We start from the raw sequence: 20586 nt of genomic DNA, 5'->3' as shown, positions 1-20586 counted from the left end.
CTTTCTGTACATATCAACATATCAGTGCTGCAAGGTATTTCAGATTGTAGTGATATGAATTTTTAATAAAAGATGATTTGAGGAGGAATTATATTATGCAAGTAGGATTAATTGGTTTAGGTAAAATGGGATTAAACTTAGGGAAAAATTTAATGGATCATAAACATGAGGTAGCAGCATTTGATTTAAATACGAGCGCAGTAGAAGAAATGAAAGAGTATGGGGCAACAGGTACATCTAGTTTAAGTGAACTTGTTCAGTCATTACAATCACCAAGAATTCTTTGGGTAATGGTACCACACGCTGTTGTTGATTCTGTTATTGATGAGGTTACACCATTGCTTTCAAAAGGAGATATTTTAATTGAAGCGGGTAATTCACATTATAAAGAGTCTATTCGCCGATATGAGCAATTAAAGAAAGATGGCATTCACTTTATGGATGCAGGAACTTCTGGCGGAATGGAAGGCGCTCGTAATGGTGCTTGTTACATGATCGGAGGAGATCAAGAAGCTTGGGACATCGTTGAACCTATCTTCCGTGATACAGCTGTAGAAAATGGATTCTTATATGCAGGAAAAGCTGGTAGTGGTCACTTTTTAAAAATGGTTCATAACGGAATTGAATACGGTATGATGGCTGCTATTGGTGAAGGATTTGAAATTCTAGAGAAAAGTGAATTTGACTACGATTATGAAAAAGTATCAAAAGTATGGAACAACGGTTCAGTAATCCGTTCATGGTTAATGGAATTAACAGAAAATGCATTTTCTAAAGATGCAAAACTGGATGAAATTAAGGGTGTTATGCATTCTTCTGGTGAAGGAAAATGGACAGTAGAAACAGCATTAGACCTTCAAACAGCAACTCCTGTTATCGCAATGTCGTTATTAATGCGCTACCGCTCATTAGACAATGATACATTTACAGGAAAAGTAGTAGCAGCTCTGCGCAATGAATTTGGCGGACATGCAGTAGAGAAGAAATAAACATCTTAAAAATTTAACTCATTGACGTTAAAAAAATGGAGGGAATAAATCATGAAGTTTTTTATTGATACTGCAAATCTTGAGGACATAAAAAAAGCATATAAACTTGGAGTTTTAGCGGGTGTTACAACAAATCCGTCTTTAGTAGCAAAAGAGGGCATTAAGTTTGAAGACCGTATCGCAGAAATTTGTCAGGCAGTACCTAAAGTTGAATCTGTTTCGGCAGAAGTAACTCCAGATGCTGTTACAGCTGAAGAAATGATCGCCCAAGCAGAGGAACTGATTAAAATTAACGGTGGCGATGAAAAAGTTACAATAAAACTTCCGATGACGCTAGCAGGATTAGAAGCTTGTCGCTATCTTACTGAAAAAGGTGTGAAAACGAACGTTACACTTATTTTCACTGTGAACCAAGCTCTTTTAGCGGCTCGAGCAGGTGCAACGTACGTTTCTCCATTTTTAGGGCGTTTAGATGATATTTCTGAAGATGGTGTGCTCTTAGTTGCGAAAATTGCTGAATTGTTCGATGTTCATCAATTAGATACACAAATTATTGCGGCTTCTGTCAGACACCCAGATCATGTAACTCGTGTAGCGTTGGCAGGTGCTCACATTGCAACAATTCCTTATAAAGTGATTGAACAACTTGCTATGCATCCATTAACAGATCAAGGTATTGAAAAGTTCGCTGCTGATTGGGCGAAAGCACCTAAGTTATAATGAAGTAAAGTTTCGCCAATTGCTTTTTTCACGAGAGGACCAATCTCTATGTAACTTCATCCTATAAACTTAATCTCGAGTTTGGCATCTTATTACGTGAAAGCAGCAATATGAAAAGGAACTCAGAATAGCACAATGGTTATGAAAAGGACCCCCTTATGAGAGGATAGGTTATAAAAACGTACCTCTCATAAGGGAGAGTCTTTTTTGTATAAATCAAAATCAGAGTGCTCTTTTGTTATAGGAATAATTTGAAAGGGGTTACATGGTGAACTCGAAATATATGATTGGTGTAGATATTGGGACAACTAGTACAAAATCAGTTCTGTTTTCGATTGATGGATCTGTTATTGCAAGTCATGGAATTGAATATCCTTTATATTCTCCCACGCCGGAAACAGCAGAACAAGACCCAGAAGAAATTTTTCGTGCGGTAATAAATACGATTAAAGAAACTGTACAGTCAAGTAGTGTACAGCCGAATGATATTCTTTGTGTCTCTTTTAGTTCGGCAATGCATAGTCTCATTGCTGTAGATGAAAAGGGGAATCCATTAACGAAATGTATTACATGGGCAGATAATAGAAGTGCAAGCTGGGCAGAAAAAATAAAGAATGATATGAATGGTCATGAAATTTATTTACGTACTGGTACACCAATTCATCCTATGTCACCACTTTCGAAATTAGTTTGGCTACAGAATGAGCAGGCAGAATTGTTTGCAAAAAGTTATAAATTTATTTCGATCAAAGAATATGTTTTTTATAAGTTATATAAGGAATATGTAATTGATTATTCAATAGCATCAGCAACAGGGATGTTCAATTTGAAATCTTTAAAATGGGATGAAGAAGCTCTTCGTGTTGCAGGAATTTCGGAGGGAAAGCTTTCTAAACTCGTTCCAACGACGCACAGCTTAATAGGATTAGATGAAGAATTTGCAAGAGAGATGAATGTACTTGTTACTACTCCTTTTATAGTCGGTGCGAGTGATGGGGTACTATCAAATTTAGGTGTAAATGCAATAGAACCTGGAGTAGTTGCTATTACAATTGGTACGAGCGGTGCGGTGCGAGTTGTAACAAATCAGCCTGTAACGGATCCGAAAGGTAGGACTTTTTGTTATGCGTTAACTGAGGACCTTTGGGTAATTGGTGGACCGGTTAATAACGGTGGTATGATTTTCAGGTGGGTTCGTGACCAATTATGTGCGTTAGAAGTTGAACATGGGAAGCGTTTAGGAAAAGATCCTTATGAATTGCTTACTGAAATAGCAGCGAAAGTGAATCCTGGATCTGACGGTTTATTATTTCATCCGTATTTAGCAGGGGAAAGAGCTCCTTTATGGAATGCGAATGCGCGGGGATCTTTCTTTGGGCTTGGCCTACACCATAAGAAAGAGCATCTTATCCGTGCTGTTTTAGAGGGAATCATTTATAACTTGTATACAGTTCTTCTTGCTTTAAAAGAGCTAATTGGTGAACCGAAAAAAATTCAAGCGACAGGTGGCTTTGCAAGATCAGAACTTTGGAGACAGATGATGGCGGATATCTTCCATCAAGACGTATATGTTCCCGAAAGTTTTGAAAGCTCTTGCTTAGGAGCTGCAATCCTCGGTTTATATAGTTTAGGTGAAGTAGATACGTTACATGTAGTTTCTGAAATGGTTGGGGCAAATTTTTATCATGAACCAAACATGGAAAGTGTGGAAAAATATAAAGATTTAACGCCAATCTATATTCGTTTGGCCCGTCATCTGGAAGAAGAATATGAGAGTATAGCAGCTTTTCAAAAAAAGTGGATTTAGAGGCTATTTGGCAGGGAAATATGGTAACTTATAAAGAGGTACTCAAGTTTTTTAAGATGTTCTTTCAAAAAATAGTTCACGGTTGTTCTGTAAAAAATATGATGAATAAAAACTATAGGGAGAGGGTTATGAAAATGGCGGATAACAAAGAGTTTATTGGATATGTTGGAACGTACACGAAAGAAAATAGTGAAGGAATATATAAGTTTACGTTAGACACGGAAGCAAAGAAAATTAGTAATGTAACACTTGCGGCCAAGCTGGATAACCCTACATATGTAACGATTAGCAGAAATAATGAATATCTCTATTCTGTTGTTAAGGAAGGCGAATCTGGTGGTGTAGCTGCTTACTCGCTCGATAGTAAAACTGGAGAGCTAAAAGCAGAAAACAGACAGGTAGTAGAAGGTGCTTCTCCTTGTCATGTGAGTGTTGATAGTGGAAATTATACGGTAGTTACAGCGAATTATCATAAAGGAACGATTGAGTCTTTCGTAGTAAATGAAGAAAATGGAACTGTAAATCCTGCCGCATCTATTATGATGCATGAAGGTTCAGGTCCGAATAAAGAAAGACAAGAAAAACCACATGCACATTACGCGGGGTACACTCCTGATGAAAAATATGTAGTGGGCGTTGATTTAGGGATAGATAAATTAATTACGTATGAAATAAAAGATAGTGTATTAAAAGAAGTGAATAGTTTATCTGTAAATCCAGGAAGTGGTCCGAGACATATTGCTTTTCACCCGAACGGAAAACATGCTTATGTCATGACTGAACTTAGCTCGGAAGTTATTGTATTATCATATAATCCGGAAGAAGGATCCTTTACAGAGTTGCAGTATATTTCTACCGTTCCGAAAGAATTTGATGACAATAGTCAAGGAAGTGCTATTCATATTTCTTCTGATGGCCGCTTTGTATATGCAGGTAATCGCGGTCATAATAGTATTGCTGTTTTCAGTGTGGATCAAAACTCAGGTGAGCTTACATTTGTTGAACATACATCTACAGAAGGGAATTGGCCAAGAGACTTTGTATTAGATCCTACTGAAAAGTTCCTTGTTGCTACAAATGAAAAGTCGCATAATCTTGTGTTATTTTCAAGAAATGAAACGACAGGGGAGTTAACATTGTTACAATCTGATGTTGTTGTGCCAGAGCCTGTTTGTGTTAAATTTTTAAATGTTTAAGTTGTGTCGAAGTTGAATGGGTATAGAGATGTCGTTATTTGTCGGTAAGTCGATATCCTTTGTCGAAACGTCGATATATTGAAAAAATCGTTGATATATTTGAAGTTGTGTTCGATATATTTGAAAAATCGTTGATATAATTTCAGCTGTCTAAAAAAGCAAAGCGATATCGCTTTGCTTTTTACTGTTTCTTTTTCGGTCTGCGTACTAACTCGCCGCCGCAGTTTGGACAAACGTTAAGTCTTTCTTCTGTACACGGTGCGCAAAATGTACATTCATACACGCAAATATAAGCTTCAGAATTTTGCTCGAGCGATTGATCGCAAATTTGACAGTTTGTTTTCATTTGTAGTGCCATAGTAATTCTCCTTTTAGTTTTAGTTTGAATTTTTATAATTTAATTATAATTCATTGGGTAGAAACTGTCTTTTTCAATTGAAAGGAAATCGGATGATAAAGTTGTGATTTGAAATGAAAGATGCTCGTTTATTTTTAAATTGATTATTTTGTGCAGTTAGAATATTATGAAATAGTCAAAAGACAACAGGGGGTATACATTTTGACTAATCATAACGATCATTTAAAAGCAAACTGTGAAAAATGCTTCGGTCTATGTTGCGTGGCGTTACCGTTCGCAGCATCAGTAGATTTTGCAGTGAATAAAGATGGTGGTAAACCATGTTCTAATTTACAGTCAGATTATAAATGCAGTATACATAAAAATCTTAGAGGAAAAGGGTATAAAGGTTGTACAGTATTTGAATGTTTCGGCGCTGGACAGAAAATTTCTCAGGTTACATTTAACGGAATTGATTGGCGGAAAGATAATAAGCATGCAAGAAAAATGTATGATGCTTTTCCAGTTATGCATCAGCTTCATGAAATGCTTTGGTATTTGAATGAGGCTATTCTTTTAAAGGCGACGCAGTCAATCCATAAAGAATTAAAGGAAGCAATTGAAGAGACAGAGCGACTTTCGAATTTAAGTCCAGATGAGTTAATGGAAATATATGTCCCGGTGCACAGAGCAGAAGTGAACATTCTCCTTTTAGAAACGAGCGAACTAGTATGGAAGGAAATGAATGCTGCGCGTAAGAAACGAATCATTCACCGCGGTGCAGATCTTATGGGAGCAAATCTGAAAAAGAAAAATTTACAAGGGGCGAATTTCAGAGGAGCATATTTAATTGCGGCTAACTTAAATGGTGCAGACTTACGAGGAGCAGATCTTATCGGGGCAGATTTGCGAGATGCAGATATTCGCGGAGCAGACTTTACAAATAGTATTTTTCTGACGCAAGTTCAAGTTAATGCGGCGAGAGGGGACAAATATACGAAATTACCGAAATTTTTGTCCCGTCCATCGCATTGGAGTGCGTAAAGAGTGTATACGAACAGGCAGAGATTCTTAATCTCTGCCTGTTTTTTATTTCTTTTCAAAAGTAGTAATTAAAACGCTAGATATAATAAGAATACCACCAATAAAAAAATTATTATTTAATGTCTCATTTAATAAGAGCCAGCCAAGTAATGATCCAACGATAGGTTGGAAGAAGAAAAATAAGGAACCGATGCTAGCATCCATTAATTCTAATCCTTTATTCCAAAGGAAAAATGCACCTGCCGTTGAGACGATTCCTAAATAAAATACGCCTAATAATACATACATGTTCATATGTTCAATAGGATTTGATTGGAATTCCCATATCATAAAAGGTGTAATGAAAAAGAGTGAAAAGAATATAGCGTACGTTGTAATAACTAAAGATGAAAATTTGGCTGCAGCAACCTTCACATAAATAGATAGTAAAGCCCACGTAATAGCGGCTCCGACTAATATGATTGTCCCGATAAAATAGGAGCCAATTTCAATATCCCATCCGATTACGATAATGACACCAATTGTCGCTATTATAGTAGATAACAGTCTACGAGCGGTTAGTTTTTCTTTTAAAATGATCGCTGCAAATATAACCATAAATGCAGGTGTAGCTGATGTTACTAAAGAGCCTGTATGAGCGTCGGATAATTTTGTCCCGATAAATTGACAAGTAATCGAAATGAAATAGCCGATAAATCCAATCCAAGCGAATAATAGCCAATCTTTTTTGTGAATGGTTACTTTTTTCTTTTGCTTTTTCTCAGCTATTTTCAAAATGCCATATAAAACAACAAAAGCAATGATAAAGCGTAGCCAAACGAGTGTCAGTGGTGGGATAAAGTCGAGTACGTATTTGCTAACAACATACATACCGCCCCATATACTTGCTGCTAGTGATAAGCATATAGCTCCTAAAATTGTTTGTTTCATTTGAAGTACCTCCGTCTATTTTTAGGGTATTATGAGTTCCCTAAGACGAGGCATAGTGTTAAGTGTTATTTGAATGCCCGCCTTAGTTTATAGACGGCCTACAGGTTGATCGTTTTCGAATGAAGTGTTGTAGTACATGCGTGCATTCCTCCTTCATATTTTATAATAATATTATAACTTAATTTTCAGTTTATTGGGATGTTTATTGTGAGTAGCTGTTTTTTAGAAAATGGTATGTTCCAAAATAAGAAAGATTGAAAAGAACAGGTGATTTCATGAATATATTTCGTTAGCACGTCGTTTTATAAATTTGATAATCTAATTATTTAGTTAAAAACATAGTTTGTAAGTGTAAGAAAATATGTGGAATTTTGTATAAATTGTGAATAACAAACCGTCACGTTTGACTGTACAGTTTATGTGTTGTATGATGTTAGTAATATAAACAAGGGGGGAAGATCGTTGGGAAGGTGTATCGAATCGGACAGTTGGCTCTCATGGCTCACGTGTCGAAACGCACGATTGATTATTATACGAATCTAGGAATCTTAAAAGCGGAGCGATCTCAATCTAATTATCGATATTACGATGAAACAGCATTTGAGACATTACAATTTATTGAGAAGTGCAAAGAAATGCATATGCCGCTTTGTGAGATTAAAGAGAAAATCGAGGAGAAGAAGAAGCTGCTCGGTATCAATGAACACGTTTCGAAACATGTGAATGAAGTGACAGACCATATTCATCGATTAGAAGCAGAATTAACGGAGTTAAAGCCGCTTTTAGATGGATTGACTGATTCACAACGTGAAAAAATATCGAAATCTTTATCTGGTCAAACGACAGCTTTAATACAGACACTTGCTCTATTATTATAGAAAAAGTGAAATCCGACCTCTTTAATTTTTGTATCGGGCTATGTTTTCTAATGAACAAATAAGAAAACATTATAGTATACAGGAGGTGGACACCTTAGTTTTTTAAACTAGGGGGATTCATTGGAAATATTTAATTTAGTCATGGTTGCGATTTTAATCGCATTTACTGGATTTTTCGTAGCAGCAGAGTTTGCGATTGTAAAAGTACGTTCAAGTCGTATCGATCAGCTTGTTGCGGAAGGGAAACGCGGTGCTTTAGCAGCGAAAAAAGTAACAACAAATTTAGATGAATATTTATCTGCTTGTCAATTAGGTATTACAGTTACAGCTATGGGATTAGGTTGGTTAGGTGAACCGACAATTGAAAAGTTATTACACCCGTTATTTGAGAAATGGAACATAAATCCTTCTATCTCATCAGTATTAACATTTGGTCTTGCTTTTATGCTAATGACGTATTTACACGTTGTAGTAGGGGAATTAGCTCCGAAAACGCTGGCAATTCAAAAGGCTGAAAAAGTAACGCTATTATTGGCAACTCCGTTAATGATGTTCTATAAAATTATGTATCCATTTATTTGGGTATTGAACGGTTCAGCGCGTGTGATAACTGGTTTATTCGGTTTAAAACCAGCTTCAGAACATGAAGTAGCTCATACAGAGGAAGAATTACGCCTTATCCTTTCAGATAGCTATGAAAGTGGCGAAATTAATCAGGCTGAATACAAGTATGTAAATAACATTTTTGAATTTGATAATCGTATTGCAAAAGAGATTATGGTACCGCGAACAGAAATCATTGGTTTCTACCTGGAAGATTCAGTAGAAGAACACATGAAAGTAATCCAAAATGAACGATACACACGTTATCCGATTTTTGGGGAAGATAAAGATGATATTATCGGTATGGTCAATGTAAAAGATTTCTTTATTCGATATATGAACAACGATAAAGAAGATTTATCATCGATTCGCACGTATATGCGTCCGATTATTGAAGTGATGGAAACGACTCCAATTCACGATTTATTACTTCAAATGCAGAAGAAGCGAATTCCGATGGCTGTTTTATATGATGAGTACGGAGGAACAGCAGGGATTGTAACGCTTGAGGACATCTTGGAGGAAATCGTCGGCGAAATTCGTGACGAATATGATGAAGATGAAGCACCACCAATTCAGCATGTGAATGAGCACCATAAAATCGTTGATGGAAAAGTGCTTATCTCAGAAGTAAAAGATTTGTTTGGATTACACATTGAAGAAGATGATGTGGATACAATCGGTGGCTGGATTATGATGCAAAATCATGAAATTGAAGAAGGACAACATGTTGAGGCGGAAGGTTATGAATTTAAAGTGTTAGAAAAAGACGCTTACCAAATTAAACGTGTTGAAATTCGTAAAATGGAACAAGAACAAGAAGAAGAGAAAGCAGCAACTGTGTAAGTTGCTGCTTTTCTTCTAACGTATAAAAAATGCGAAATTAGGAGCGGATATTTTGATTCAAGCAGCCTTACGTGTATATCGATTACAATTGTATGCGATCTTTAGTGGTTTACTACTTATGTGGACGATTACTCCGTTTGGAAAACAAGTAACAGGGTTTGGTATCGGATTAGCTGTAAGTGCATATTGCCTTTGGTTATTAGCTCGCAGAGTGGAGAAACTTGGGAAAAGTATCGTAATGAAAGAAAAGGCTCCTGGATTAGGAGTTCTAAACCGATTTGCAGCAGCCATTTTAGGAGCTATCATCATGTATGAAATTGAGCATGAAATGGAAATGTGGGCATTTGGTACAGGCATTTTAGGTGGCCACTTTTTAATGATTGCAAATTTAGCTTATGCAAATATGCAGTTAGTGAAAGAGGAAGAGAAGCAAAGGGAACATGCTTCGAAAAACATAGAGCTATGATGAAAGGGGCCTAATGGGGTTCCTTTTTTGTGTTTAAGCGAGCTAATGAAAGGAATCAAATTTACGACAAATATAATACGCTTCTTTTTTACGTTTTTCAATAGTATGAAAAATAATGTAAAAAAATTTAAAAACCCATCGATTTCTAAAGGTTATGTATGTTATTATGACAAAAGACTTTTTGAAAGAGGTGGATACCAATGTTACAAGCGTTACTTATTTTTGTGCTTCAAATTATTTACGTTCCAATTTTGACAATCCGTACGATTTTGCTTGTAAAGAATCAAACAAGATCCGCTGCTGGTGTTGGATTGTTAGAAGGAGCTATTTACATTGTCAGTTTAGGTATTGTGTTTCAAGATTTATCAAATTGGATGAACATTATTGCCTATGTCATTGGCTTTAGTACGGGACTATTATTAGGCGGTTATATAGAGAACAAATTAGCAATTGGTTATATTACGTATCAAGTTAGTTTACTAGACCGTTGTAATGAATTAGTAGATGAATTACGTCACTCAGGATTTGGCGTTACAGTATTTGAAGGTGAAGGTATTAATTCTATACGTTATCGTTTAGATATTGTTGCAAAGCGTTCTAGAGAAAAAGAACTGTTAGAAATTATTAATGAAATTGCACCGAAAGCGTTTATGTCTTCTTATGAAATCCGTTCATTTAAAGGCGGATATTTAACGAAGGCGATGAAGAAAAGAGCGTTAATGAAGAAGAAAGATGAACATGTATCGTAAAGAAAAGGGAGTAGTGCAGCTTTAAAAGCACGACATAATCCCAAAATAAAAAGAGAGGAATCTAGTTTAAAAAAGATTCCTCTCTTTTTTATGTATTATTTTTTCTACTCTTTCTCAAATTAACAAGTAACCATACAACTTGAATAATTAGTGGTAATATAAATGCAATTAATAAAACGATAAAGGCTATTAATTTCAGCTCAAGTGTTTGAGTAACACCGGTCCCATCAACCGCTCTTAGCCAAATGCTAGCTGCCAATATCCCGAAAGTTATAATCCAAAATATGTTACCAATCCACCAATAAATCCATCTTCTTTTCATGCTAGCACCCCTTACATTTACCCTCTGTTAAAAGTGAATTTTCGTTCGTTACATTTATAATGAAATACCTGTAAAATTAATTTTTTTTAACTGTATATCTAACTTGTTTAAACGTTACCATTTCTCCATCTTTATCATCATCTTTCGTTTGCAAAAGTTGAACTTTTGGTTTGTAATCTGTCCTATGAGCATGCTCGATATCTTTAATGTTAACTTTTTAGGATTCGCCATTATTAATTTTTTGTTCCAATACTTTTTTATTGGCAACATAAATAAACGTTACTTTATTTTCATCGATACCTTCAGTCTTAATTTCTAATTCGTTATCTTTTGTTGTAATCGTCGGTGTTAATAATTCCATACTGCCTTTTCCAGTTTCTAAAGAATTTCCTACTATAGTTGAACATTCGGATAATATGATTCTGATGAATAGAAGAGCACTTAATTTCTTTCTCATAACATCCCCCAATTTCAAGTGATTTTTGATTTTGCTATTGCTAGACTGCTAGTGTGGAACGTAAATGTTTAGCTAGCACTCTTTTTGATTGTACCATAATATGTAAAATTAAATAGGCTGTATATCCAATTTAAGGGTTTGAAAAGTTTACTTATTGTTTTAAATCATTATCTTTACAGTAGGTATATATTTTCTGTAGAAAGCAGTGTTGTTAAAATCATTACGAATTGGATATCCAACTATATGATGACATGTAGATAGGAGAAAGAACTTAATGCGAAGTGATCTTATTTTTTATGGGAATTCTAATTTTTTCATATTAAAATAATGATAAGGAATAGATGAATTCATTCACTTCGGAGGTAGTTACTTGAACATTAACGAGAAGGCAATTGAAATGTTTGAACAAAATAAATATGTGGAAGCAATGGAACTGTTTCATCAAGCAGTACATGAATCTAGAGGTATACAATCTCTCAATAATCTTGCTTGGATGTACTTTTATGAGGAAGAGGATGATGATAAAGCTCTTGAATTAATAAGAGAAGTTATTAAGTTGAATCCTTCCTCATACTTTCCTTATAACATCTTAGGGGAAATTTACACGAAACAAGAAAAGTGGGAAGAAGCGAAAGAAGTATTACAAAAGTCTATTTCGATGCAACCATCGGGTGAAGCATTTCACAATGTAGCTGTAGCGCATTATAACCTTGGAGAGTTAGAAAAAGCTTCGGAATTTTTCTTGCGAGTTGCAAGGGATTCGGACTATATAATGTATAGCTATGTAAAATGTTTAATTGATTTAGGGCGAACGACAGAAGCGAAAGAGAAGTTAGATGCTTTTAACAGGAAAGCTGATGATTTTGTAGGAGAAATTCGTGTAGCAGATTTATATGTTGAGTTGAATTGTTATAAAGAAGCAATTGAATGGTTCGAAAAGGGATACAAAGAAGTTTGGAAAAGCCCCAATTGGATTGGTAGATTTGTTTATGCTTTATATAAAGCTAATAATTTCACGCGTATAAATGAAGTTATACGGGAATCTATCGAAGCGAAAACAGCAGAAATAGAAGATGTTCAAAATGAAGAAGTAGAAGAAAACTGGACAGAAAAAGATAAGACAGAGTTAATTGAGGAATATACAAAAGAGAATAATTGTTATAAAACAATGATAGAACGTATCAAATCTGGATATGTTCCAGGGTTAGAATTTGAAACTTATCATTTAGGGGGTTGCTATTTATTTGGTTGTAAAAGACATAATCATCTTGAATATGAAAAATAAAAAGATTTGACTGTTAAATATGATGGTCGAATCTTTTTATTATAGGCCGGTTGTCTAAAGGTACCATCTCAATTGTAATGTGTTAAAGGTGTTTCGTATTATTACATAGGTATATATCTTCTTTAGGGAATCTTTTTTTAATATTTAAAATATGTAGTGAAATAAAACCAATAAGTCCTATTCCACCGAAAATAAGCCATGGTGTATACATTCCGCCTAAGTTGGATGTAAAAGATGTACCGGTATAATTACCGATGATAAAACCAAATGCGAGTGATAGTTGATAAAATCCGAAGTAAGTAGCTGTATAGGATTCGTTACTGTAGTTTGCAATAGCAATATCAGCGTTAGGTAATACGAGTGTTTCGCCAATTGTAAATAAAATTACACAAATAAATAGCCAATACGGGTGTTGAAATAAAGGAATGAGTAAAAAGGAAATACTCATTAATAAAACACCGTATTTAATAATCGAAAGTGTATTGTATTTATGAAATAGTTTTCGAAATAATACCATAAATATGACGCCTGTTATTGCATTTATCGTAATAACTAGTGTAGCAAGCTGGTTGCTATTACTAATGTTTTTCATATGAAGTGGAAGTGCGACAGTAAGCTGAGTAAACATAATATAGAAGAAAATCATAATAAATGAAAATAAAAGGAAAGATTTGTTTTGTAAGATAGCCTGTATTCCAAATGTAATAGACGTGTTTTCAGTAGTGACTTGGAAGTGATTTTTAAGTAAGTAAAAGATAAAAGCGAATAACAGCATAAGAGATCCTGTTAGAGAGAAAGCATAGATGGGATTGAGTAAGAGTAAGAACCCTCCTGCAATTGGTCCGATTATTGCACCGCAATTAAAACTAAGGTTTAAATATGTAAATAAATTTTTTCTCATATGAGCTGGTTGTGAGCCGAATATGGCGCGCGCAGCAGGTTCGTAAAATGCAGTTCCGAAGCCAATAAGTGCAGAAGAAATAGAAATTGTATAGAAATCAGAGCATATTCCTAAAGCGATAAATCCGATTCCTCTTAAAAATAATCCGGATATCATCATAATGATATAGCCTATTTTGTCAGCAATTAATCCTGAGAATAATGGGATAACTCGTGATGTGATTGTCATAACCGTCAAAACTGTTCCTACTTGAACAGCAGAAAAATGAAGAAAGCTTAATAGATAAATAGCTAAAAATGCGTATACTGCAAAATACCCAAAAGACATAAAAAATGAAGAAATAAGCATGAAACGTATCGGTATTGAGAAACTTTTCATAGAACTCCTCCTAATATTGTAACCGGTAAATTTTTTTAATGGTTAACTATTTTATATTATAATTATACATAAAGTCAGAAAAAAGTAAATTTTAAGAAGAAGGTGGATGGAATTGAATCAAAATGCACCAAATGAATTAGAATATATTCGGGAATTTTTAAATACATGGAAAATACCAAACGATACGAGAGAGCCAATTGACATGCTGCAAACAGAAGAGGATATAAAGCTCTTTATGAAAGAATATTTTCATGAAGAGGTTCCATTTCATACGATAGAGGAATTAAAAAGTTTTCGAGAAGATATTCGGTTAACGGTTGAAGGCGAAGGATCATTGCAAAAGTGGTTAGAGAAATACCCATTTCATGTACATGTAAGGGAAGATATGAAAGGTATTACATATGAGCCTGTGCACGAAGAGAATGTATATACAAAAGTATTAAGCATTGTGTTAATGTCAATTCAAGAAAATTTGTGGGGGAGGTTAAAAGCATGCCCAGATTGTCGCTGGGTATTTTATGATCATTCGCGAAATGGAAGTAAAAGATGGTGCGGTATGTATGCTGGAGAAACAGGAGGAAGAGCGTGCGGTACGATTGCAAAAGTAAAAAACTACCGAGCGAAGAGAAAAGGGAGATCGGGTTATGATGTGTAATTAATATTAGGGGAAGAAGATAGGATGGGGGAATGAAGGATATGGAAAGTACACAAATGTTAGCTTTAAATAAAAAGTGTTGGGATACAGTTGCACCTTATTTCTTTCAAGTGGATTGTTTACCGAAATATGGTCCGTATACAGCGTCTGAAGATGAGATTCATTTGTTCGATTCAATTAGAAATAAAAAAGTTCTTGATATTGGATGTGGAAGTGGGCATTCTTTGCAATATATGGCAGAACACGGGGCAGAGGAAGTATGGGGGCTTGATCTTTCAAGTGAACAAATTAAAACAGCGAGTGAAACGTTAAAGTGTTGGAATCCAAAGTTAGTATGCGGAGCAATGGAAGAAGAAGGAGATATTCCGAAAGGGTATTTTGATATTGTATATTCCATTTATGCATTAGGTTGGACTTCAAATTTAGGAAAAACAGTAGAGCTTATTTATTCCTATTTAAAGCCAGGAGGAAGTTTTATTTTTAGCTGGGAACATCCCGTATATTCAAACTTACAGTATGGTACAGAAGAAATCCTTTTAAAGTCTTCTTATCATGAGGAAACTCCTATTACGTTTGAAACATTTAAAGGAGAAAATGTACGAGCGACATTATATAAGAGAAAAATAAGTACATACATAAATGAGTTAAATAGAGCGGGATTTACAATTGAGAGAATAGAAGAACCTGAACCATCTAGCTCATTTGATGAAGAACGAGCTGAGCCGTCTACGAAATATTATTCGTTATATAAAGCTAGAATGGTGCCAACGACTTTTATTATTAAGGCGAGAAAGTAAAGTACTTTATAAAAAGAAGCCTATCATTTCAAATAAATGAAATGATAGGCTTCTTTATTTTTTGAAAAATGAGGTCAGAGGTGTACTTTTCTTATAAAAATGCATTTCATATAAAAGGTGTAATTATTTTGGGGAAGGGGGATTGTTGTGCGTCATCATAGAAAGTGCAAAAAATTTGGAGTGGCACTGCCTCTTCCACTTATAGGAGCAACGGGTCCTACTGGTAATAGTGGTCCAACTGGTCCAACTGGAGGGCATGAAGGTCCTGTCGGACCTCCGGGAATCACTGGACCTATAGGAACAACGGGTCCACAAGGCCCTCAAGGTATTCAAGGCATACAAGGTTCGCGAGGAACAACGGGAGCTCAAGGAATACAAGGTGCCATTGGTGATACTGGAGAGCAAGGAATTACTGGTCCGGTCGGCTTACAAGGTCCTCAAGGATTAATTGGAGAGCAAGGTCCTGTTGGCGATATTGGATTACAAGGACTAGAAGGAATACAAGGAATTACAGGCCCTGCTGGTAGTCAAGGTATACAAGGCGCCCAAGGGATACAAGGAGAAATAGGTGAGCGAGGACAAACGGGCGCACAAGGGATGCAGGGAGAAATAGGTGGAACCGGGATATCAGGTGTAACGGGTCCTCAAGGTCTCCAAGGAGCGCAAGGTATACAAGGAGAGGACGGAACTACAGGTATACAAGGAGAAGAAGGTCCACAAGGAATACAAGGAATTACTGGAGAGCAAGGACACCAAGGTGATCAAGGGATACAAGGTGTAACTGGCCCAACTGGTTCTACTGGAATACAAGGCCCTCAAGGCATAAGCGGAATAAAGGGGATAACAGGTGTAATAGGCCCTCAAGGTCCACAAGGTATTCAAGGGATACAAGGAGTAAGCGGATCCACAGGTTTTCAAGGAGCAAAAGGAGTACGAGGGATAACAGGAGCAACAGGGAGTTTTGGTATGCAAGGCCCAGAAGGACCACCGGGTGGCCCGACGGGAACAACCGGTCCAATTGGTCCATCTAGTGGAGTGACAGGTCCATCTGGTCCACCCGGTCCACCTGGGGGTCCAACAGGTCCAACGGGTGGAACAGGTGCACGGGGTATAACCGGAGGAACAGGTGCAATAGGAATACAAGGGTCACAAGGCATAACTGGTCCTACTGGAGCTCAAGGTGTAAGGGGAGCACAAGGTTCCCAAGGGGTAGTTGGTGTAGTTGGAATGCAAGGTGCACAAGGTTCTCAAGGTAACCAAGGAATAACAGGAGCAACTGGTGTAGAAGGCCCCCAAGGAACTCAAGGCCCGCAGGGAGAAATTGGTCCAACTGGTGCAGAAGGTCCTAAAGGTGTGCAAGGTATACAAGGGGTAACAGGTCCAACAGGGGCACAAGGAATACAAGGGTTACAAGGAATAATAGGTCCTACAGGCACAACAGGAGCGGCAGGAGTCCAAGGCCCACAAGGAATACGAGGAGAAACAGGAGCAGCTGGAGCACAAGGTATACAAGGCCCTCAAGGGATACGAGGGGAAACAGGAGCAGCTGGCGTTCAAGGGATACAAGGAGTGCAAGGAATACAAGGGGAAATTGGATTGACTGGTGCTCAAGGTGCCCAAGGTCTTCAAGGAATTCAAGGAATAATAGGTCCAACTGGTGCTATCGGTTTGCAGGGACCTCAAGGAATACAAGGTATAGTAGGACCAACAGGAGCGCAAGGCTCTCAAGGTATGCAAGGAATACAAGGAATAACAGGTCCGACAGGTTCGCAAGGAATTAGAGGTCCCCAAGGGGATTTAGGAGAAAACGGGATAACAGGTCTACAAGGAGTGCAAGGTGCGCAAGGTAGTCAAGGACCTGAGGGACCACAAGGGAATGTTGGGATAACAGGTGTAACTGGAGCAACAGGGGCGACAGGAGAAACAGGGGCGACCGGGGCACAAGGTATACAAGGCGTTCAAGGGATTATAGGTATACAAGGAAGTACAGGAAGTACAGGAGCGACCGGAGCAACCGGAGTAACTGGAATACAAGGTGCTCAAGGTATTCAAGGTTTGCAAGGCCCAACTGGAGTAAGTGGAATGACAGGGGTTAGTGGTAGTCAAGGGTTAGCCGGAGCGCAAGGTAGTCAAGGGCCGATTGGAGCTGTGGGACCTACCGGAGCCACTGGTAGTATAGGGGCTATAGGTTTCTTAGGAATAGTAGGTGCAACAGGGGCGACTGGCTTACCTAGCGGTGGCGGTTATTTCTTTTCTACTTCAACGAGTGCAATTGCAGCGAATGCGTTAATACCAATCAATTCTGGATCTACAACTTTTGGTTCCGGTGTCAGTTTAACAAATGCAACAACTGTAACGTTAAGTACGCCGGGAATATATTTAGTCAGCTATTATTTTCAAGGTGATCCAAATGGGGGGAATGAAACGATTTCTGTGAGTCTTACTTTAAATGGAACGCAAGTCGCAGGGAGTCTTATTTTTTATGTTACAGGAGGTACCTTTGTATTAGAACCAGCGATTTCTAATACGATGGTCATTAATGTTGCTTCTTCAAATGCTACTTTATCTTTGCAAAATGGTCCATTAGCTATTGGGCATGTAACGACATTATCTGGAGTGATAACAGCTAGTTTAAATGTATTAAAAATAGTTTGACACGTTAGTTATAACGGGGGAGATGCTTGTGAGGGATCAAGATAAGTGTAGTAAGTTTCAAGCACCTATTCCTTTTCCGGCGTCAGGTATTACGGGGCCAACTGGTCCAACGGGTCCGACAGGTTCTTTAGGTGGACCGACTGGCCCGCAAGGAATACAAGGCGTACAAGGACCAATTGGTCCAACAGGTCCGACAGGAATTCAAGGAGTGCAAGGGGTGCAGGGAGAAATTGGCTCAACTGGTCCAACTGGCTTAACAGGACAACAAGGTGCTCAAGGTAGTCAAGGTCCGATGGGGGAACAAGGTCCACAGGGAATTCAAGGTGTTCAAGGTATTCAAGGCGAAAGGGGTCCGACAGGTCCAACAGGTATTCAAGGGATACAAGGAATACCTGGACCAATGGGAGAAACAGGTCCAACCGGAATACAAGGTATACAAGGAGTGCAAGGAGAAATTGGTCTGACCGGCCCAACCGGAATACAAGGTATACAAGGAGTGCAAGGAGAAATCGGTCCAACTGGTCCAACTGGAAATACGGGTATACAAGGTGTTCAAGGTAATTTAGGGAGTAGTGGTTTACAAGGGATAACAGGAATACAAGGAATTCAAGGTCCGATTGGTCCAACAGGTCCAACAGGTTCTCAAGGAATTCAAGGGGAACAAGGGCCGATGGGACCAACAGGGACAACTGGCGTTCAAGGTTTACAAGGTCCACAAGGTGATATGGGGCCGACTGGTCCAACTGGCTCTCAAGGAATTCAAGGAGTGCAAGGTGTAATAGGTCCAACAGGGGCAACTGGCTTGCAAGGGGATCCAGGTTCAACAGGCTCGACCGGTCAGGCGGGGGTAACCGGCCCAACTGGATCTGCAACGGGTCCAACCGGAGCAACAGGTCCAACAGGGCCACCAGGAGGCCCAACTGGTCCGACGGGTCCAGCAGGATCACCGGGAGGTCCAACTGGTCCGACTGGAGCAACTGGAGCAACTGGATCGACCGGAGCAACAGGAGCGACTGGAATCCAAGGAGTGCAAGGAATACAGGGACCGACAGGGGTGACTGGTTTAACAGGTTTGCAAGGAGTACAGGGACCAATGGGGGCAACTGGTCCAACGGGTGACCAAGGAATCCAAGGTCCACAAGGAGTAATGGGGCTAACAGGTCCAACCGGATTACAGGGTTTACAAGGAGTACAGGGACCGATAGGAGCAACTGGCCCAACCGGTCAACAAGGAGTGCAAGGGGCACAAGGTCCAATTGGGCAGGCAGGCCCACAAGGAATACAAGGAATCCAAGGTGAGCAAGGAGTAATGGGAGCAACTGGACCAACAGGCTTACAAGGTCTGCAAGGAATCCAAGGTCCAATCGGTCCAACCGGTCCTCAAGGTTTACAAGGAGTACAAGGGATAAGTGGTATAACAGGTCCAACTGGTCCTCAAGGAATCCAAGGAATTCAAGGTCCACAAGGAGATATAGGTCCAACCGGTGCGACTGGAATACAAGGAGTGCAAGGTCCAAAGGGTCCAACTGGTCCAACAGGTGCAACAGGCCCGCAAGGAATTCAGGGAATACAAGGGATACAAGGCCCAACAGGACCACAGGGCATTCAAGGAATTCAAGGAATTCAAGGTCCGATTGGTCCAACAGGCCCGACTGGACCTCAAGGCATACAAGGTATAACTGGCTCGACGGGTCCAACCGGAGCAACAGGAGCAACAGGTCCGACGGGAGTAACGGGCCCTCAAGGTCCTCAAGGAATCCAAGGCCCACAAGGAGAAACCGGAGCAACCGGAGCAACGGGACCGACTGGAGCAACCGGTCCACAAGGCGTGCAAGGAATCCAAGGTCCACAAGGGATAACCGGTCCAACGGGTGCAACGGGATCGACGGGAGTAACAGGTCCACAAGGAGTACAAGGAATCCAAGGTCCACAAGGGATAACCGGTCCAACGGGTGCAACGGGATCGACTGGATCGACTGGTGCAACAGGACCGACAGGAATCCAAGGAATCCAAGGAATAACAGGAGCAACAGGGGGAACGGGAGTAACAGGACCAACAGGTGCTACGGGCCCAACCGGCTTAACCGGAGCAACTGGATTGTCTGCCATATCAACAGGTGGTGGCTATTTCTTCTCTACCTCAACAAGTACAATTGCAGCAAATGCCAACATCCCAATTAATTCTGGATCAACTGTATATGGAACGGGTGTATCTTTAACTAGTGCTACAACTGTCACAGTATCCACACCAGGAATATATTTAGTAAGCTACTATTTCCAAGGGGACGCGACTGGTGGGAATGAGACAGTATCCGTTAGGTTGCTATTAAATGGAACACAAGTAACAGGGAGTTTCATACAAAATGTGACGACATCAACGGTAGTAATCGAACCAGCCATTTCAAATACACTTCTTGTGAATGTAACGAGTGCCAATTCAACATTAATATTACAAAATGGCCCGTTAGGTGTAGGGCATGTGACGACTATAGCAGGTGCGATTACGGCAAGTTTAAATGTAGTGAGAATACTATAAGGAATATAAAAAACACAAGGAATGTCTGTATAGAC

At 38.7% G+C, this 20586-nt stretch carries 18 protein-coding genes and 1 pseudogene; 14 read left to right on the top strand and 5 right to left on the bottom strand.

From position 1 onward, the window contains the following. Positions 1-95 precede the first annotated feature (95 nt). The 4 genes from gnd (at position 96) to J0835_RS16165 (ending at position 4712) form a co-directional block, all read left to right on the top strand. Positions 96-989 carry a phosphogluconate dehydrogenase (NAD(+)-dependent, decarboxylating) gene (gnd, locus tag J0835_RS16180; RefSeq protein ID WP_001195919.1) on the top strand — a complete coding sequence of 298 codons (894 nt, stop codon included), beginning with the start codon at positions 96-98 and terminating at the stop codon, positions 987-989. Positions 990-1040: 51 nt separating this feature from the next. Next, complete coding sequence (fsa, locus tag J0835_RS16175; RefSeq protein ID WP_087981295.1) at positions 1041-1709, top strand: fructose-6-phosphate aldolase; 669 nt, start codon at positions 1041-1043, stop codon at positions 1707-1709. 265 nt (positions 1710-1974) lie between these two features. Next, a complete protein-coding gene (gene gntK, locus J0835_RS16170) occupies positions 1975-3516 on the top strand; it encodes a gluconokinase (protein ID WP_087981294.1) in 1542 nt (513 codons plus the stop codon). A gap of 128 nt (positions 3517-3644) precedes the next feature. Beyond that, on the top strand, positions 3645-4712 hold the full coding sequence (locus tag J0835_RS16165; RefSeq protein ID WP_087981293.1) for a lactonase family protein: 1068 nt from the start codon (positions 3645-3647) through the stop codon (positions 4710-4712). Between the two features lie 181 nt (positions 4713-4893). Here the strand turns inward: J0835_RS16165 and J0835_RS16160 are convergent, their stop codons facing one another. Beyond that, complete coding sequence (locus tag J0835_RS16160; RefSeq protein WP_087981292.1) at positions 4894-5070, bottom strand: DUF1272 domain-containing protein; 177 nt, start codon at positions 5068-5070, stop codon at positions 4894-4896. Positions 5071-5271: 201 nt separating this feature from the next. Here J0835_RS16160 and J0835_RS16155 point away from each other — a divergent pair, with 201 nt between their 5' ends. After that, a complete protein-coding gene (locus J0835_RS16155; RefSeq protein WP_087981291.1) occupies positions 5272-6093 on the top strand; it encodes a pentapeptide repeat-containing protein in 822 nt (273 codons plus the stop codon). Positions 6094-6138: 45 nt separating this feature from the next. Here the strand turns inward: J0835_RS16155 and J0835_RS16150 are convergent, their stop codons facing one another. Beyond that, the gene (locus J0835_RS16150) at positions 6139-7023 is read right to left on the bottom strand and encodes a DMT family transporter (RefSeq protein WP_087981290.1); all 885 of its coding nucleotides are present in this window, start codon (positions 7021-7023) and stop codon (positions 6139-6141) included. A 470-nt stretch (positions 7024-7493) separates the two neighbouring features. Between J0835_RS16150 and J0835_RS16145 the strand changes: the two genes are divergently transcribed. The 4 genes from J0835_RS16145 (at position 7494) to J0835_RS16130 (ending at position 10565) form a co-directional block, all read left to right on the top strand. Next, on the top strand, positions 7494-7901 hold the full coding sequence (locus tag J0835_RS16145) for a MerR family transcriptional regulator (RefSeq protein ID WP_087958918.1): 408 nt from the start codon (positions 7494-7496) through the stop codon (positions 7899-7901). A gap of 120 nt (positions 7902-8021) precedes the next feature. After that, a complete protein-coding gene (locus tag J0835_RS16140) occupies positions 8022-9350 on the top strand; it encodes a hemolysin family protein (RefSeq protein WP_087981289.1) in 1329 nt (442 codons plus the stop codon). A gap of 52 nt (positions 9351-9402) precedes the next feature. After that, positions 9403-9816 (top strand): ATP synthase subunit I, encoded by a 414-nt coding sequence (locus J0835_RS16135; RefSeq protein WP_046957915.1) that lies wholly within the window; start codon positions 9403-9405, stop codon positions 9814-9816. 200 nt (positions 9817-10016) lie between these two features. Next, positions 10017-10565, top strand: coding sequence for a DUF2179 domain-containing protein (locus J0835_RS16130; RefSeq protein ID WP_000938437.1), 549 nt, complete (start codon positions 10017-10019; stop codon positions 10563-10565). Positions 10566-10653: 88 nt separating this feature from the next. On the opposite strand, the gene J0835_RS16125 is transcribed toward J0835_RS16130, so the two are convergent. Beyond that, the gene (locus J0835_RS16125) at positions 10654-10887 is read right to left on the bottom strand and encodes a DUF3923 family protein (RefSeq protein WP_087981288.1); all 234 of its coding nucleotides are present in this window, start codon (positions 10885-10887) and stop codon (positions 10654-10656) included. A gap of 76 nt (positions 10888-10963) precedes the next feature. Continuing rightward, a pseudogene (locus J0835_RS16120) lies at positions 10964-11344 on the bottom strand (hypothetical protein). Between the two features lie 370 nt (positions 11345-11714). Here J0835_RS16120 and J0835_RS16115 point away from each other — a divergent pair. After that, complete coding sequence (locus J0835_RS16115) at positions 11715-12629, top strand: tetratricopeptide repeat protein (RefSeq protein WP_087981287.1); 915 nt, start codon at positions 11715-11717, stop codon at positions 12627-12629. A gap of 82 nt (positions 12630-12711) precedes the next feature. Here J0835_RS16115 and J0835_RS16110 read toward each other — a convergent pair whose 3' ends face one another. Beyond that, positions 12712-13908, bottom strand: a complete 1197-nt coding sequence (locus J0835_RS16110) for an MDR family MFS transporter (RefSeq protein ID WP_087981286.1) — start codon at positions 13906-13908, stop codon at positions 12712-12714. Between the two features lie 112 nt (positions 13909-14020). On the opposite strand from J0835_RS16110, the gene J0835_RS16105 reads away from it, so the two are divergent. From J0835_RS16105 to J0835_RS16090, 4 genes are all read left to right on the top strand, one after another. Then, on the top strand, positions 14021-14563 hold the full coding sequence (locus J0835_RS16105; protein WP_140386838.1) for a CGNR zinc finger domain-containing protein: 543 nt from the start codon (positions 14021-14023) through the stop codon (positions 14561-14563). A 41-nt stretch (positions 14564-14604) separates the two neighbouring features. Beyond that, on the top strand, positions 14605-15360 hold the full coding sequence (locus tag J0835_RS16100; protein WP_087981284.1) for a class I SAM-dependent methyltransferase: 756 nt from the start codon (positions 14605-14607) through the stop codon (positions 15358-15360). A gap of 147 nt (positions 15361-15507) precedes the next feature. After that, positions 15508-18015, top strand: a complete 2508-nt coding sequence (locus J0835_RS16095; RefSeq protein ID WP_140386837.1) for a collagen-like protein — start codon at positions 15508-15510, stop codon at positions 18013-18015. Between the two features lie 22 nt (positions 18016-18037). Then, positions 18038-20551: a BC_3345 family exosporium-associated protein gene (locus J0835_RS16090; protein WP_087981283.1), complete on the top strand. Its 2514-nt coding sequence runs from the start codon at positions 18038-18040 to the stop codon at positions 20549-20551. Positions 20552-20586 lie beyond the last annotated feature (35 nt).

Origin of the sequence: Bacillus cereus group sp. Sample62, from assembly GCF_036851315.1 — a bacterium.
Classification (GTDB): Bacteria; Bacillota; Bacilli; order Bacillales; family Bacillaceae_G; genus Bacillus_A; species Bacillus_A wiedmannii.
The sequence above is the reverse complement of the archived record's forward strand: the minus strand, read 5'-3'. Positions and strand labels throughout refer to the sequence as shown.

Bases quoted from the DNA above. Each gene is read 5' to 3' on its own strand.
- J0835_RS16150 (WP_087981290.1), bottom strand. From the start codon at position 7,023: ATGAAACAAACAATTTTAGGAGCTATATGCTTATCACTAGCAGCAAGT.
- gnd (WP_001195919.1), top strand. From the start codon at position 96: ATGCAAGTAGGATTAATTGGTTTAGGTAAAATGGGATTAAACTTAGGG.
- J0835_RS16110 (WP_087981286.1), bottom strand. From the start codon at position 13,908: ATGAAAAGTTTCTCAATACCGATACGTTTCATGCTTATTTCTTCATTT.
- J0835_RS16100 (WP_087981284.1), top strand. From the start codon at position 14,605: ATGGAAAGTACACAAATGTTAGCTTTAAATAAAAAGTGTTGGGATACA.
- J0835_RS16165 (WP_087981293.1), top strand. From the start codon at position 3,645: ATGAAAATGGCGGATAACAAAGAGTTTATTGGATATGTTGGAACGTAC.
- fsa (WP_087981295.1), top strand. From the start codon at position 1,041: ATGAAGTTTTTTATTGATACTGCAAATCTTGAGGACATAAAAAAAGCA.
- J0835_RS16125 (WP_087981288.1), bottom strand. From the start codon at position 10,887: ATGAAAAGAAGATGGATTTATTGGTGGATTGGTAACATATTTTGGATT.
- J0835_RS16090 (WP_087981283.1), top strand. From the start codon at position 18,038: ATGCTTGTGAGGGATCAAGATAAGTGTAGTAAGTTTCAAGCACCTATT.
- J0835_RS16130 (WP_000938437.1), top strand. From the start codon at position 10,017: ATGTTACAAGCGTTACTTATTTTTGTGCTTCAAATTATTTACGTTCCA.
- gntK (WP_087981294.1), top strand. From the start codon at position 1,975: ATGGTGAACTCGAAATATATGATTGGTGTAGATATTGGGACAACTAGT.
- J0835_RS16160 (WP_087981292.1), bottom strand. From the start codon at position 5,070: ATGGCACTACAAATGAAAACAAACTGTCAAATTTGCGATCAATCGCTC.